The sequence below is a fragment of the Pontibacter diazotrophicus genome (assembly GCF_003367245.1).
Taxonomy (GTDB): Bacteria; Bacteroidota; Bacteroidia; order Cytophagales; family Hymenobacteraceae; genus Pontibacter; species Pontibacter diazotrophicus.
In genome coordinates this window covers 77,510-91,705 of record NZ_QRGR01000014.1, presented here as the reverse complement: position 1 = coordinate 91,705, position 14,196 = coordinate 77,510, and the positions used below count along the sequence as shown (strand labels likewise).

Here is a 14,196-nt window from a genome sequence, read left to right as displayed (position 1 = left end):
CTTTCGCTAAAAGATAGCACCATCCCCTCGATTCCAAGCTACGCCATCCAGCTGGCTATGGTTTTGGCCGCCATACGCCGGGGCTCTAAAGCAGGAGCTTCTGACCCTGAAGCTATGCCTCGTCCAGCAAATTTAGCGGCAGCGGCAGCAAATTGTGCTTAGCTTAAATGAAAATTGCAGACAGATATTTCTATCCTGCCTGCAATTTTCGGCTTCTATCTCTTTTAGGCTACACGCCCTGAATAACCGGATGCCCCACACGTGTACTTTTGCTGCCTGCGTTAAAGCGAAGCGGTTACTTTTTGCTTGACTGCGCCTTTAACCGCGTATTTCTTCTCCAGCTTTTTCAGGTAGGCCATAGATGCTTTAGAAAATACAGGAGCCGAGGCTTTGTCTTTTTTGGCGGCTTTCTGGTACAGGCGAATAAAGGCAAACGGATCATCAGCGGTCTGAATCATTTTTCTGTGGTAGCCGTTGCGCTCGATGACGTTCGCCATGTAAAAGCCGGGGATATGACCGCCGCTGCCTTTGAACATCCTGACATAGTGCTTCACAGGTTGGCTGGCCTCTGCACTGTTGTTTGCCAGCGCCACCATCATCGTATCCAGCTGCTGAATGATGCCGGGAGCCGGCTTCAACAGCCAACCCTCAACACCAGCAGCATCTTCTCCTCCACCCTCTAGTATCACTCTTTTGTCTATCTGGTCTGCTATCCCCTCGTTCTGCACACTCGCCAGGGCCCACATAATACCTGCATCAGGTTCACTCACCTCTCCGAATTCTCTGCGAGGCCTGATCTGGTGGTGTATCTCATGCGCTTCCAACGAGCCCTCTTTGTACTTGTTCCAGTTTATGGCGGCGTTTATGCTAAAAAAAATACCCTCGCTCCTGGAGGCAGCATCGTTGCCCAGGGCATTGTAATAGAGCTGCAGGTCCTCTACCTTGGTGTGGGCCCGTTGTGGCAGGTATTCGTAGGCCAGCGTATACATCAGGTCCAGGTATTCCGGGTTCTCACTTGTCTCCTGCACATATTTCTGGTGGTGTGCCTCGTTGGTTTTATAGTCGTTCACGAGCACATAGTACCAGGTGCCGGCCTTCAGTTTTACCTGTAGCAGCGAGTCATGCTGCGGCATATAAACTGTCTCAATCGCTTTCCGGTAGGCTTTCAGGTCAGATTCGCTAAACACGCCTTTCACATACACCTTGTTTCCCTGTATTTCCAGGAACTCCTTCCATGCTTCATCGGTAAGGGGCTGGTTCTGTCGCAGCGCGTCTGTGATTTCCCAGTATTTGGTGGCCGCCTCAATGTTTACGTGCTGCGCTTCTGCTGTCTGGAACGCAGAAGAGGCAGCCATAGTAAGCGCTGTGGCTGCAATAAACCTGTAGAATGTTTTCATAAGTGATGATGTAGGCTTTTAGTTTATAAGATGCTATAAGTGTAGAAGTAAATATAATAAAAGCTTTATATCCTATAAACCTAAATCAATAAAAGTTTTAACACAGAGGAATAATCTGGTCTGGGTGTGAATTTCAGGAAGGTCTACCTCCTCTCCTGGCTCAGGAAGGGGTATTTACGATCAGTATGTTCTGGGACGAAAGATGCTCTATTACGTCAGTTATAATTTCTAGAATAGGTACAATTGTAAAATAGGTAAGGGCGAGATAGCGGGTTTAGCTAAGAAGGTAAATCAAATAATTGACTCATCATAGATTTGATAGTTGGACCCAATATTTTGTATGCTTCCCTTTTCTCTTCTGGTATATCGCTTTCAGTTGTACTTAAGAAGTAGAGAAAGGGCTCAGGAATCTCAAGGGCACTACAAATAGCATCTAATGTTTTGGTATGAGGTCTTTTCTTTCCCGACTCAATCAAAGAAAGAGATGTTGGTGAAATATTACATTTTGCAGCAAACTCACTTTGGTTAAACCCCTTACGCTTTCTTAATTCTTTTATTGTCTCTCCTAAGTTCATGAAGGCGGCTCTCTAAAAAATTCTACCAGTTGATTTAATATTTCCTTAAAAAATTGTAGATAATGCATTCGTTTAAGAACAACTGAGGCCATTTCTTCTTTTGTTTTAGTAATTGACAGTTCTTTACGAATTTCTTTAAGCTTTTTTAAATCCAGCGAAGAAAGCTTACTATGTTTAGATTCAATAACTTCGGTTAAACCATTTATTAATTCTAACTTATCCATTTTTCTGATTTAGTGAGGAATATCCTTCTAAAGGACAATTCGTCGTTATTTGATTATTTCATCATGAATTGCAATTGGGCTAGGTTTAACATTGATTTAACTTCTTCATCCACTTTCTTATGAAAGTATACCATAAATGCTTTGCAGAAGCTCGAGAGATTAGGCCTTTTACATGATTGATTCAAACCAGTCCTTGCAGATGAAGCTCGTAACCGATCAACTAGAGCATCGAATTCCTTTGAGAAAGTTGTCCAGATTATTTCTTTAATCAGTCTTCTTAGAGGCTGTTTTGATTTGTTAATATTGGTTTACAGAGCCTTCAAGTGACTATAATTGAAAATGAAGAAAGTGCTTATATGAGCTAAATTCAACGATTCGAGTTTTTCTAATTTGTCAAAAAAGTCTTTTTATATCAAATCAAAACAGCCTCTTAGACTTTGCCTAATAAATGAATCAAATCTCAAATTTTGCAGAAAACCTTTAACTCTACTACGAGTTCCATTCAACTGAACCTCTAGAAAGAAGTTGACTGAAAGCCTTTCATCAGCAACCCCTTCTGTACAAGTGAAGAAAGCCAGCACGTGGTTGATAAAGTGGCGCTCTCCGTCATTAAGATTCTCCCAATCTTTAAGGTCCTGGCTCAAGTCAATCTCCTCCGCTGTCCAAAAGCTAGCTTCCGCCTTCTTGTACATCTGCCACACCGCGTCATTATGAATCGGGAACAAGACGAAGCGATTTGGATTCTCTTTCAATATTGGCTCCATATATAATTTTTACTAGGTCAATTAGACATTCTGCTTTTAATTAGCACCAGTTATTTATTAACTCAAAGTTAATAAATAATCGATAATATTAACCATTTGTTAAATAAATTATTTTACTCAAAGAACACAAAACCAAAATTAAATATTCCGAAACTGCTGTAGAAAAAATATAAAATAGAATAAATAAATTATTACCTCCGCTAACGCGAGCTTACAACTCGTACCTTTGCTTTTCCTCACAGCTATACATTCAGCACGAGTAACAGTACGAGCTACAACCTCCCACTAGCACAGGACTCACAATAGCGGCCGAACAACCTGCAAAAACTGGAAAGCTGCTGATTTAAGTATATATCTAACCGGAAACAGCCCTAAAGCGGCTAAAGCCGTACAACCGCCACAAAGACCAACATGAAGTATAGCTACACGTGGGAAGAAGTAGAGGATGCCGTAAATGCCTTGTCCGTTGCTTTGCAAAAAAAGGGATTTACCTGCATTGCTGCCATCGGGCGTGGCGGTTGCATACCAGCCGCCCTGGTAGCGCATAAGCTGGGCATAAACGTGGTGGATTATGTGAACTACAACCGTGACTATGGCTTTGATGGCGACAGCCTGACGGGCCGCCACCAGTTTGAGGACGTGCTGTTTATTGATGATGCCACAGAAACAGGTGGTACGATGGAATTTATAAAAGCCCGCTACGGTAACCCTGCCAGGGTAGCCGTGCTTTTCTGTGCAGCAGATAACCAAATCAACCGACCCGATTTCGTGGGCTTGGAGTATCTGGGCGACTGCCCGAAAATGCCCTGGGAAGTAAAGAAACAAAAATGAATTACCCCGCTCCCGCTGGCACTAATTGCAGCTCGATTTTTTTTCCCACGCAGCTAATCATTCAGCATGCGTAACCGTTCGTGCTGCATACTCCCACTAGCAAAAGGAAGAGCTTGTTAAAGACGCCCATTCTCCCTGGCTTTCTCATAGTCTGCTTTTTCAAAAATCTTGACTCCGCTAAAGCCAAACTGTTGGTACTTCAGCAGGCGCAACACGTATTTGTTCTCTGGATAGTCGGCATAATACTCCAGTTGCTCTACCCCTTCTAAAGTGTTGCCCTCTGAAACGGGTAACAATTTACGAAGGCGCATTTTCTTATGAATTTTTTGAACAGCGTTGCCAGCGTAAGCATTGTATAAAATGCGCGAAGGGCTGGTATCGTTATAGTAAAGCACACACCATGCGATGGCGCCAGTTGGATTCGGGCTATAAGCCCACACAGCCTTTCCCATCACTTTATCAGACGGTTTGCTATCTGACATAAATTTCCACCCTTTCCTGGATAGCTTTTTATCTACTTTGGTTATCTCCATTCCCCTTAGCTTCAACAAATTCCGCAACGTAAGGTCCTGCGCTTGTGCCGGAGCAGAAAGAACTAAGATAAGAAAACAGACGAAAAGTGACTTCATAGGAGTATTATACCAATTACTAAATATAGTATAATAGTTGCTAAATACACTCCCTCTTCTTTGGCGCCTGCTGGTGCGAGCTTGCAACTCGTGCTTTTTCTTTTTTCGCAGCTATACATGCAGCATAAGTAACAGTACGCGCTATAATCCCGCAAACTGTTGACGACACGAGTGGATTCCGCCTCTGCCAGTAACCTGTAGTGCCAGCATAACCTTACAGCACAAAACCCACCCCAGCGGTAAAGCTCAGGATATGCGTTTTTTGGCTTTCTTCAAAACTGAATTGCTGCCTGCCCGCATAGTAATCGGAAGAGAGCATGATGCACCAGCGGTTTGCTATTTTTTTGCGGTAACCTATCCCAAGCGATGCGCCAAGGGTTGTGTTCTCCGATGTGCTGGCAGAAACTTCTGTCGTTGATTTGTTTGAAGAGTACAAACTGCCCAGCCTAAGCTTAAAATCCAGAGAAGAGTCATCTGTCAGGTTCAGGGTGTACATCGGGCCAACCATCAGCACACCATAGCTAATTTCTACTTTTGCCGGTAAAGGGGTGGTTCCGAGAATAAAAATTGTAGCTTCAGAATCGAAAATATGAGCGCCACCCGCCCATATTCCGGTTACTCCGAAGTTTTTGCCTATAGTATAGCCAACATTTAGCAGACTCAGATTCAGTCCTGTTCCGGTATTTACATAATTGTTCCCTGGTAAGAAACTTGGCCCCAGCCCTACCCCAATATACCCGTTGTTACGATGGTCCTGGGCTTTTAACTGAACATTGTAAGCTGTTAGTAGCAACAGCGTTATTCCAATAATCCGGCAAATCGGTTGCATTATTTTACCTTTGAATTGTGCAGCACAAGTATATCAAATTTATTTGTTTTAATATTCGTTTTGAAGATATATTTTTCGCTGATAAGAAGCTGTTTATAAAGGCATTATAGCCTTTATATGATCATGCTGCTCATGGCCTGATAGACAATACTTTGCCAGTCCACGCTGCTTTACCGTAGTCTTTGCTCAAGCGTCTTGATTCATGCATACAGGAAAAGGTCCTCTCCTCCACCCCCCTTTTTGGCAGCACCTGAAAGCCTTTCTGCCTCTTCTTTTTCACGCAGCTATATGTTCAGCAAGGTAATAGTACAAACCACAGATGGGACGTTGTCTAATTATGTGGCTTTATACAAGAAAAGAAATCAATCGCAGCTGTATGTGTGTTTCGTTTCAGAGGCGCTTTCGCGAGGGCTGAAACCTTCACTCGCTTTCGAATAGAAGGTTATAAGGGTTGGATAGCCCTTCTCATCAAATTCATAAGTGTAGCTACTATTTACAGAGGCTGCAGAGCCACTGTAGGTGCCGGTCACTATTCGTATTAGGTTCTGACTGGGGGAACCTTGGCCACTCAGAAAACTGTGCAACTGGATATACTCTCCTGCTGGCGGTGCAATCAAAGCTAATAAGCCAAGCTCATGCTAGCTGGGGCTAGTTGGGCTTATTGATGCGTATTTTCTTTTTATCAGTTCTCTGGGTTGCCTGTACAGATATCTGTCAGCAGCTATTCCGATCGAAGTGTGCAGGCGGCAAAGGAGCCATAAACAAAGCGGCCCGATGCATCGCACCGGGCCGCTTTGTTTTTATTCATACTTTCAGCGATAGCATCCGCTGGGTCAGCGGAAAGCACTTTCGCTATAGCACTTAAAATTTACCTCTCCAGGGGGTTCCAGAAATTACCCGTTAAGGTAAACAGGTAGAGTACCCTCGTATTAATGTTAAACCAATAGGTGTCTCTTAGCTGACTCAACTCTGTGCCAAACCTGTCCACCCGTGCCTGGCTGTGGCTCATAGAGGCAACGGTAAAGCCTCCCAGGAAAGCACTGTTCAATCCGTTTGTGCCGATTGGTGTACCGTCCAGTTCATAGCCATCCACAATGTTAGCAGGACCAACCTGGTTTGCCCATCCCGATACTTTTGTGCTCCATTCTTCGGCTTTCGTGTTTCCATTCCAGAGATAGTCCAGCGTTAACTTCCAGGGCGCACGGCAGGCATCGTATCCAAAATGACCTGCCCGATCACCAGGGCCTGGCGTGCCGCTGGCTGTTTGCCAGTCGGGTACTAATCCTGTGGTCGGGTGCGCACCATTTTCTAACAGCTTGTACGTGTCATCTGCTAATTGCTCCCATACGTTATCTCCCGTTACAGCTGCAAAAACCCTGAAAAAGGCTGGGGTATGGTACATCACGTCTGTCATGCCGCAACCACCCCAGGCCCCGTTGGAATAACCTGGAGCCAGTATGTACATATTTTCCCCATCCACACTGCACTGCACAATGAGGTTTGTTCTGATGATCTGAAGAATTTCCTTGGCAGCATCTAAGTAAGTATCGCCCCAGTGCTTACTGGCGACAATCAGTGCAAAGGCAACATCAACATCACCGTCGGTTGCACTGCCCGGGTCCAGAATACCACCGCAGGTCACGGACCAGGCCATCATGTTTGCTGCCTGCGCCGTTCGCTTGCTGTTATAAAATTTTAAAATGCCATCGAAGGTTTCCTTGTCTTCAGCATAAGCTGCCAACATAAGCCCGAATCCAATGGCTTCGACTTTGGTTTCATTGGCAGGTGCTGCAATCACTCTCAGCCCGTCATTACACGACACCACTTGTGTGCTTTTCCAGCGTTCATACTCGCTCATGGCCAGTTCATGCGTAACGGTGGTAGGCATAAAACCATGCTCGTAGGCAGAAACAGGTTCAGGGTCCGGTGTGTCAATTTCCTGTAATACCAGCTCTTTTGCCACAGACTGGCCTTTTGTATAGTTTACAGCCACTGAGCCGAGGACATCATTCTGAGCTCCGTCTAACACAGTAAAATACAGAGTGCCTGTTGATGCCAAATCCGGTATGGCTTGCAAGTCGAACCTGGCGACACCATTTGTGTTGGTGGCAGCTTTTCTTAATGCATTGGAGGGAGTACGGCCGCTAACATCTGTGGAAGGGTTTTCAAACAGATACACATCACGGTTTGCTTCGGCACTGCCTGCTGCATTCTTCACCGTAATGCTCACCACTGTTTCCAGTTCTACGGGTTCTTCATCTTTGCCACACCCGGCCATGGTGCACAATATCCATAAGAAGGCGAAAGCGTAAAGGATTGGTTTTTTCATTGATCGTATTATTTGTCTTTTCAAGTTATAAATATAGCACCCTATACTGAAGCTATTGTCATAACACGGGAAGTATTACAATAATTAATTTGGCGGGAGGAGGTTCAGGAGTTGCTTTTCCTGCTAAAGATACATTTCCGTAGTTATTTTCAAAATTCAGTATTAACAACCAATCTGCTCACACAAAATACTGAAATACAAAGTATTACCAGGACCGGCAACCTCGTTCGCGTAAGTATAAATTTATATTTTCTGAATGGGGTAACAGCTTGTGCCCTCTTCTGCACTTTTATACAATCCGAACATGAGCACTAAAAAGGCAATATTTCTGGTACTCGGGGTTCTTGTGCTTGCTGGTATTATTTTCACGGTCATCAAGTTTCAAAGCTCCGACAAAGAAGTGGCTGACTATGTAGTGCCTGAATTACAACTTGCCAATATCCAGGTGACCAATCTTACAGCAAACAAGGCTGACATGATGATGAGCATGGTCATAGATAATCCCGCTCCTGTGGGTATCAGTATCGACAGCCTGCACTATGTTATCTATATTGAAGATAACGAAATAGCCAGAACCACCTACCCGGATTCCCTTCAGATTGAGGCTAGTGACAGCACCGCCTTCTCCTTAACCTTGACGCTTTACTATGATAAACTTCAGTCTGTGCTTAACAACCTGGAGCAACAGGGGGAGGACAGTGCCAACTACAGAGTTGATGCTACTATTTACACTGACATGACTATCATACCGAAAGATAAACTTGACCTCGATATAGAGAAAAGACTGCCATTGATACGCCCGCCGGAAATACAGGTAGCAGATATAGGCCTTGAGGATGTCGGTTTTTCCGGCGCCACCCTTAAAACTGACATTGTTGTAACAAATAAGAATGCCTTTTCTTTTGGCTTCCGGGATATGTACTACGCGGTACAGCTGGATAATAATGAAGCAGTAGAAGGAAGCAAGCCAGGTACGGTAAACATCCCAGCAAAAGGCTCCACGACCATTAGTATTCCTGCTGAGCTTGATTTCAAAGAGATGGGCAAAAACCTGATTGACCTGATCAGAAAGGGGGATGATGTTAGTTATAGCTTTTATATGAATACAAATCTGGTATCTGACTCTGAGGTGCTGGAAGACAGTGAAATAAAGATGAATGCATCAGGTAAATTAAAATCAGCCATTGAAGCTGCAAAATCAGTTACCGACGAAGAATAGCAGTACTTTCATTCCCCCCACTACACCTTTACCTTTCAAAAAAGCCTCATCGGGAAGATATCCAGCATTGTGCAATTTGTTTAACCCAATCGCGATTCTTACATTTCACTATTTCGCTACCGTTGATTACCCACCCCTACCCCTCCCAAGAGGGTAATTTTGACCTGGAAGGAAGATTCCCCTCTTTGGAGCTCATCTTGTAGGGAAAAATTCAGAGGCTTTATAATAACTAAAATTCGCAAGTACTTCTTCCTTTTTTGTCATCCTGAAAGGATCTTGTGGGCAAGCCGCAAAAGCTTAACCTCCCGGGGGTAGGAGCCCTCTATTTCTACCAAAATTCCTCCAGAATGACAGTTGGTTTTTGTGCTTTTGATTCTTTTTGTTCTTCCCCTACAAGATTAGCCTTGGAGGGGATAGGGGTAGGTTCGTTTCAGATACAAAAAATAATAGCAAATGAGTTTATATGATTCAATATGCAGGCTTGTGCATTACAAAATTTGAATCTTAAAAAAAGCACTTAAAGGGTCTGCGCAGCGTATGCAGACACGAAAGCTATACAACTCCTTAATAAAGACCAGATGCAAAACACTTCCAATAAACGACCAGCCTTACTGCTTTTTGATGTAAACGAAACATTGCTTGACATGTCTGACATGCAGGAGGCTGTAAACAAGGCCTTCAAAAATGAACTGGCCTTTAAGCTTTGGTTCGCGCAGCTACTGGAGTATTCCCTGGTAGAAAATGTAACGGATACCTATCACAGCTTCAGTGAAGTAGGCCAGGCAGTAATGCGTATGACGGCAGCCATAATAGGGCAGAATGTATCAGAGGAGAAGCAAAAAGAACTGGTGGCGATGGTGAAGGAAACACAACCACACCCCGATGTGATCCCAGGCCTACAAAAGCTGCAGAAAGCGGGGTACAGAATGGCAACCCTTACCAACTCTCCCGCTAAATCAAGTGTACCGCACTTGGAGAAAGCAGGCCTGAAAGATTTTTTTGAAGCGACACTAAGTGTGGATGCCGTGGAGAAATTCAAACCACATCCCAGCCCTTACCAATTTGCGGCAGACAAGCTGGGTGTAAAGCTGGAAGAGGTAATGATGGTGGCTGCCCATGGCTGGGATATGGCCGGCGCGCTACGTGCCGGTGCCCGCGCGGCCTTTATATTCCGGCCTGGCCAGGTGCTTTACCCGCTAGCCCCGGCGCCGGAGTTATCGGCCCCTACTCTTTCTGATTTAGCCGATACGCTTGTTGCTATGGAATAACGCAGAAGTCTTTTTAGAAGAGTGGCAGCATAAATTAAGTAAAGCTGTTTCGGATTTATAATCCGAAACTATGGAGACGCAGATTTGTAATCCGCAATCTGCTGACTGTATTTTTGTTCCGCCAGATTTAGAAATTTTAATGCATGGGCCTCAAAAACCGCATACATCCCGGCTATTTATATTACCTGACACTGACGGTGGTAGACTGGGTGGATGTATTTACACGCCCTACATATAAGCATCTGCTGCTGGAGTCTGTCCGCTACTGTCAGAAAGAGAAAGGACTCGAGCTCTACGCCTGGTGCCTGATGACGAATCATATTCATTTCATTGCCTCAGCTAAAGAAGGTAGTTCCTTATCTGATGTACTTCGCGACTTCAAGAAGTACACAAACAAAGTAATCATCAACGCCATTCAGCAAGAGCCTGAAAGCAGGCGCGTCTGGCTTTTAGATCGTTTTGCCTTTGCAGGAAGCCGTGACGCTAAAATACAGAAAAATAAATTCTGGCAAGAAGGGAACGAAGCCAAAGAGATCCATTCAAATGCTTTTTTGGAACAGAAACTCGAGTATATCCACCAAAACCCCGTAAAGGCAGAAATAGCCACTGAGCCGGAGCATTACCTTTATTCCTCTGCCAGAGACTATGCAGGTGAGAAAGGCTTGCTTGATATTATACTGCTTCAGTAATGCGGATTACAAATCCGCTTCTCAGAGGTTTCGGATTACAAATCCGAAACAGCCAGTCTATTTTACAAACAGAAAAGGCAACAGCCTTTTAATGCCATTGCCTTTTGTTTGTAATAGATATCAGTCCTCACTGTTTTACTGTAGGCCAGTAAAACAGACAGAGCGGGTAAAGGGTTTATTTAACATCGTAGGTCAGCAAGGGAACCTGCCCCATAGCACCAAAATCTGACAATATAATTCCTACGCCTTTGGCAAAGTAGTAATTGGTAGTAACGTCTGAATCTATTTCTATACCCATGAAAATATAGGAAGTTTCCATTTTCACGTTAATTACGTTTTGATATGTTTTACCTTCTACCGTTTTAGAAACGCCCTTCGCAACAATGCTCAAAGTCATCTTAGTCTCTACTCCATTGATGGTATTTGTCTGCTCCCAGGGTTTCCCAATTGGCGTCTCCTCTTTTAAGATGGCAATTTCCACGTCTCCCAGCTCAGGATGCATACCAATTCCCGTGTAGACTCCTTTCTCTTTCAATAAATAGGATTTTCTTTTCTCAGTGCCTTCTGTCGTCTCCATCACGTGAAAGGTTTTACCATTGATGACCTTGGTTTCCCCCGTAGCAGTTAAGGTGTAGGGCGAAATCCCCCCGTACTCCCAGGTAGATCCTTTTGTGGTTGGAAGGTAGTCCTGTTCTGCAGTTGATACCGGTTCTGGATCAGTTTCTTTGCCGCATGATACCAGTGCGCCTGCTATCAGGCACAAAATCAGAAGTTGTTTAAGCTTGTACATAGGTATATATTGTTTTAACGATACAATATATGGAATCTAACACCGCAGCAAAATTTTTTTTTGAAAATTTAAAGACTTTGCTGATGTGCTCCGTTCGCACCCTATCTCACTAACTTTTATTAGCTGTTCTGAATTTACAATCTCAAACTTTTGTGCAGCGAATTTGCAGTCGGCGTTACCTCAGCTAATTTTAAGGAGTTGAATGTTGGCCGCAGGAGTTCGCCATTCAGAAGCACGGATGGTTTTGAGGACCAGCCTCATAAAGTAGCTGGAAGGGCTTGCCAGGCGCCTGGCTAAACCAGCTATTCGTCTGTCGCGGTTAAGTATACACTCCTGGTAAGTATCACCTGTCTTATAACTCAGTTCCTGTGCAAATAGCCAGGCACCTTCCCTGGCCGCTACTATACTAAAACCAACCAGTAGTTCATCGTGCGTTTTACTGTACATATCCAGCAAGCCCATCAGCGGAGACACTTTTCCCAGGTTGTCCTGCACCTTATCCACCATTGCCTTGAGTATGGCATTTATCCTGTCGAAGTCTCCTTTAATGAGCGGCATGTGCTGGCCTTTCATCGTCTCAGCGGTTGCGATACCTAGTCCAGGTTAATGTGTGCGTTTACGCCCAATAGAAGATGTTGCAGGATGATAGCCGGAGCAAGCGTAGCGCTTCTGAAAGCAACTCCCCACGAAGCCGTTGGCTGTCTGCCTTCCTTCCAGAGGTGCCATGCCTCCAGGTAACGGTTTGCAAATAAAACATCGAGCCGCTCCATACGTGGTCCATCATCAAACTCATGATGGATGATTTCCTCCTTCACACGGCAGGTCACGAGGTAGTATAATACAGCAAAATATCCTGCCCTGTCGTTGGTGCTGATACTTTGCTGAATAATATTGTCAAGGGCCGTAATTACCTCATCTGTTGTTTTACATACTGTTTTAAGGAGCGTCATGGTAGCAGCGTTTATTTACAGTATAATTTAACTAAAGTATATGACAATAATACTTGCTACCTGCTTAATGGACTCCGTTTCTTATACCCTCGTCTTTAATCAGCGTTCTTAGTTCTGCTGCCTGCTCTGTTGTTATTGTTACACCGTGCACTTCACGTGCGTGCTGGCTTGCCTGATTTAGTACTTCTTCATCGGTTTCAGCACGAAAAACACCATCGCAGTCAAAACCGGCGTCACGGCAGTTTAATCTTTTCATGGTCTTGAATTTTATGTTTGTGATTAATTGATTTTCATGATTCGGAATTAAGGAGATGTCTGTTTTGCGTCTTCAGATCAGCAATAGATCTGGTCGTATACAGAGGTTTCTGGTGAATGAACCTTGTTGTTTGCACGTGTAGCTTCCCTGTATTCTCACATACACTCTTACTAGCAGCATTAAACTTAAATACTACATTTTTAATTTAAAGTTTGATCATTATTACAGTACCCGGCAATACTTAAAATACATTGCTATAGATCAAAAAAGCGCCGCCCCAATTATTATCAGGACGGCGCTTCTTTATAGTAAATTTCTGCTACTGTTGAATAAAGCTGGAAAGCCTTATTTTTCCGACTGCTTTATCTCATCCAGTTCCTCCAGGTCTTCTTCAGATAAAGAAATCGACAGCGCCTTATAGTTTTCTTCGAGGTGCTTCACTTTGGATGTACCGGGAATAAGCAGGATGTTTGGGGCCCGGTGCAGGAGCCAGCTCAGGGCTATCTGGTGCGCAGAGGCATCGTACTTCTGCCCTATTTCCTGTAGCTTTTCTAAAGCACCTACATTACCGGCATTTATCGGGTTCCAGGGAATAAAAGCGATGTCATTTTCTATACAATACTCCACTTCATCCTCCCATTTTCTGAAGTCGACGCTATACTTATTCTGCACCGATACCACGTCAAAATATTCCTGCGCCTCCTCTATCTGTTCCACCGTTACTTCTGAAAGACCGATGTGTTTCACCAGCCCTTCCTCCTGTACCCGTTGCAGGAATTCGAGCGTTTTCTCGTAGGGAACCTCCGGATCCACCCGATGCAGCTGGTACAGGTCTATCCTGTCTAGCTTTAGTCGTTTCAGGCTTCCCTCTAATGCCTTTTGCAGGTAATCAGGGTCTGCATTGATAGGCCATACATTAGGGCCGGTGCGTGTAAGGCCTCCTTTCGTCGCAATCACCAAGTCCTCAGGGTAAGGGTACAATGCTTCTGCAATCAGCTCCTCCGAAACATGGGGACCATAACTGTCTGCCGTGTCTATAAAGTTGATACCGAGTTCTACCGATCGCTTCAGCACACGTATCGCTTCATCGTGGTCCTTTGGTGGTCCCCAGATGCCCTCTCCAGTGATGCGCATGGCACCATACCCCATCCTGTTCACGGTGAGGTCTCCGCCTATCGTATATGTTTTTGAAAATGTTGTTTCGTTTGCCATAGTATATATAATATATAAGTGTTGTCGTAAAATATATTGTTGCACCTTTCTGTACGGCAGTAGCACCTCCTTGTTAGAACTTTTCCTGCCCGTCCTGCCATCTGGTAATAAATTAAAGACTCTTCTTTTTTACTTCAGGAGACAGGGAGTAAATGGCTATTACTAGCATGACTGCACCTGGTGCTTAAGCTAATTCGCTACAAAAGCATTGTAACACCAAAGAATGCGGTGCAT

At 44.3% G+C, this 14,196-nt stretch carries 13 protein-coding genes and 3 pseudogenes; 4 read left to right on the top strand and 12 right to left on the bottom strand.

Translation table 11 applies throughout. The features are described 5' to 3' along the window. Positions 1-281: 281 nt before the first annotated feature. From DXT99_RS14105 to DXT99_RS14090, 4 genes and pseudogenes are all read right to left on the bottom strand, one after another. Entirely contained in the window at positions 282-1,397 is a 1,116-nt protein-coding gene (locus DXT99_RS14105; RefSeq protein ID WP_115566212.1) for a DUF5700 domain-containing putative Zn-dependent protease, read from the bottom strand. 278 nt (positions 1,398-1,675) lie between these two features. Then, the gene (locus DXT99_RS14100) at positions 1,676-1,972 is read right to left on the bottom strand and encodes a helix-turn-helix domain-containing protein (protein WP_115566211.1); all 297 of its coding nucleotides are present in this window, start codon (positions 1,970-1,972) and stop codon (positions 1,676-1,678) included. Beyond that, the gene (locus DXT99_RS14095) at positions 1,969-2,196 is read right to left on the bottom strand and encodes a hypothetical protein (protein WP_115566210.1); all 228 of its coding nucleotides are present in this window, start codon (positions 2,194-2,196) and stop codon (positions 1,969-1,971) included. Before DXT99_RS14095 ends, DXT99_RS14100 begins: the two co-directional genes overlap by 4 nt. 506 nt (positions 2,197-2,702) lie before the next feature. Next, a pseudogene (locus DXT99_RS14090) lies at positions 2,703-2,960 on the bottom strand (ribonucleotide-diphosphate reductase subunit beta); the annotation flags it as partial. Positions 2,961-3,371: 411 nt separating this feature from the next. Here DXT99_RS14090 and DXT99_RS14085 point away from each other — a divergent pair. Beyond that, entirely contained in the window at positions 3,372-3,791 is a 420-nt protein-coding gene (locus tag DXT99_RS14085) for a phosphoribosyltransferase (RefSeq protein WP_115566208.1), read from the top strand. 116 nt (positions 3,792-3,907) lie between these two features. Here DXT99_RS14085 and DXT99_RS14080 read toward each other — a convergent pair whose 3' ends face one another. The 4 genes and pseudogenes from DXT99_RS14080 to DXT99_RS14065 all read right to left on the bottom strand — a co-directional run bounded on the left by DXT99_RS14080 (position 3,908) and on the right by DXT99_RS14065 (position 7,578). After that, positions 3,908-4,324, bottom strand: coding sequence for a hypothetical protein (locus DXT99_RS14080; RefSeq protein WP_115566207.1), 417 nt, complete (start codon positions 4,322-4,324; stop codon positions 3,908-3,910). A 310-nt stretch (positions 4,325-4,634) separates the two neighbouring features. Then, the gene (locus tag DXT99_RS14075; protein WP_115566206.1) at positions 4,635-5,249 is read right to left on the bottom strand and encodes an outer membrane beta-barrel protein; all 615 of its coding nucleotides are present in this window, start codon (positions 5,247-5,249) and stop codon (positions 4,635-4,637) included. 175 nt (positions 5,250-5,424) lie between these two features. Next, positions 5,425-5,526 (bottom strand): annotated as a pseudogene (locus tag DXT99_RS27975) (IS5/IS1182 family transposase); the annotation flags it as partial. Positions 5,527-6,117: 591 nt separating this feature from the next. Further along, a complete protein-coding gene (locus DXT99_RS14065; RefSeq protein WP_115566204.1) occupies positions 6,118-7,578 on the bottom strand; it encodes a glycosyl hydrolase family 8 in 1,461 nt (486 codons plus the stop codon). Positions 7,579-7,882: 304 nt separating this feature from the next. Between DXT99_RS14065 and DXT99_RS14060 the strand changes: the two genes are divergently transcribed. The 3 genes from DXT99_RS14060 (at position 7,883) to DXT99_RS14050 (ending at position 10,754) form a co-directional block, all read left to right on the top strand. Then, positions 7,883-8,797: an LEA type 2 family protein gene (locus tag DXT99_RS14060; RefSeq protein WP_147294225.1), complete on the top strand. Its 915-nt coding sequence runs from the start codon at positions 7,883-7,885 to the stop codon at positions 8,795-8,797. 578 nt (positions 8,798-9,375) lie between these two features. Next, positions 9,376-10,065 carry a haloacid dehalogenase type II gene (locus DXT99_RS14055; RefSeq protein WP_115566202.1) on the top strand — a complete coding sequence of 230 codons (690 nt, stop codon included), beginning with the start codon at positions 9,376-9,378 and terminating at the stop codon, positions 10,063-10,065. A gap of 143 nt (positions 10,066-10,208) precedes the next feature. Then, positions 10,209-10,754 (top strand): REP-associated tyrosine transposase, encoded by a 546-nt coding sequence (locus DXT99_RS14050; RefSeq protein ID WP_115566201.1) that lies wholly within the window; start codon positions 10,209-10,211, stop codon positions 10,752-10,754. Positions 10,755-10,929: 175 nt separating this feature from the next. On the opposite strand, the gene DXT99_RS14045 is transcribed toward DXT99_RS14050, so the two are convergent. The 4 genes and pseudogenes from DXT99_RS14045 to DXT99_RS14025 all read right to left on the bottom strand — a co-directional run bounded on the left by DXT99_RS14045 (position 10,930) and on the right by DXT99_RS14025 (position 13,962). Next, a complete protein-coding gene (locus DXT99_RS14045; protein WP_115566200.1) occupies positions 10,930-11,544 on the bottom strand; it encodes a hypothetical protein in 615 nt (204 codons plus the stop codon). Positions 11,545-11,724: 180 nt separating this feature from the next. Continuing rightward, a pseudogene (locus DXT99_RS27555) lies at positions 11,725-12,494 on the bottom strand (DUF5995 family protein). 64 nt (positions 12,495-12,558) lie between these two features. Beyond that, complete coding sequence (locus tag DXT99_RS14030) at positions 12,559-12,750, bottom strand: DUF1059 domain-containing protein (protein ID WP_115566197.1); 192 nt, start codon at positions 12,748-12,750, stop codon at positions 12,559-12,561. A 345-nt stretch (positions 12,751-13,095) separates the two neighbouring features. Next, the gene (locus DXT99_RS14025) at positions 13,096-13,962 is read right to left on the bottom strand and encodes an aldo/keto reductase (protein ID WP_115566196.1); all 867 of its coding nucleotides are present in this window, start codon (positions 13,960-13,962) and stop codon (positions 13,096-13,098) included. Positions 13,963-14,196 lie beyond the last annotated feature (234 nt).

Bases quoted from the DNA above. Each gene is read 5' to 3' on its own strand.
- DXT99_RS14055 (WP_115566202.1), top strand. From the start codon at position 9,376: ATGCAAAACACTTCCAATAAACGACCAGCCTTACTGCTTTTTGATGTA.
- DXT99_RS14105 (WP_115566212.1), bottom strand. From the start codon at position 1,397: ATGAAAACATTCTACAGGTTTATTGCAGCCACAGCGCTTACTATGGCT.
- DXT99_RS14030 (WP_115566197.1), bottom strand. From the start codon at position 12,750: ATGAAAAGATTAAACTGCCGTGACGCCGGTTTTGACTGCGATGGTGTT.
- DXT99_RS14050 (WP_115566201.1), top strand. From the start codon at position 10,209: ATGGGCCTCAAAAACCGCATACATCCCGGCTATTTATATTACCTGACA.
- DXT99_RS14025 (WP_115566196.1), bottom strand. From the start codon at position 13,962: ATGGCAAACGAAACAACATTTTCAAAAACATATACGATAGGCGGAGAC.
- DXT99_RS14080 (WP_115566207.1), bottom strand. From the start codon at position 4,324: ATGGAGATAACCAAAGTAGATAAAAAGCTATCCAGGAAAGGGTGGAAA.
- DXT99_RS14100 (WP_115566211.1), bottom strand. From the start codon at position 1,972: ATGAACTTAGGAGAGACAATAAAAGAATTAAGAAAGCGTAAGGGGTTT.
- DXT99_RS14075 (WP_115566206.1), bottom strand. From the start codon at position 5,249: ATGCAACCGATTTGCCGGATTATTGGAATAACGCTGTTGCTACTAACA.
- DXT99_RS14085 (WP_115566208.1), top strand. From the start codon at position 3,372: ATGAAGTATAGCTACACGTGGGAAGAAGTAGAGGATGCCGTAAATGCC.
- DXT99_RS14065 (WP_115566204.1), bottom strand. From the start codon at position 7,578: ATGAAAAAACCAATCCTTTACGCTTTCGCCTTCTTATGGATATTGTGC.
- DXT99_RS14095 (WP_115566210.1), bottom strand. From the start codon at position 2,196: ATGGATAAGTTAGAATTAATAAATGGTTTAACCGAAGTTATTGAATCT.
- DXT99_RS14060 (WP_147294225.1), top strand. From the start codon at position 7,883: ATGAGCACTAAAAAGGCAATATTTCTGGTACTCGGGGTTCTTGTGCTT.
- DXT99_RS14045 (WP_115566200.1), bottom strand. From the start codon at position 11,544: ATGTACAAGCTTAAACAACTTCTGATTTTGTGCCTGATAGCAGGCGCA.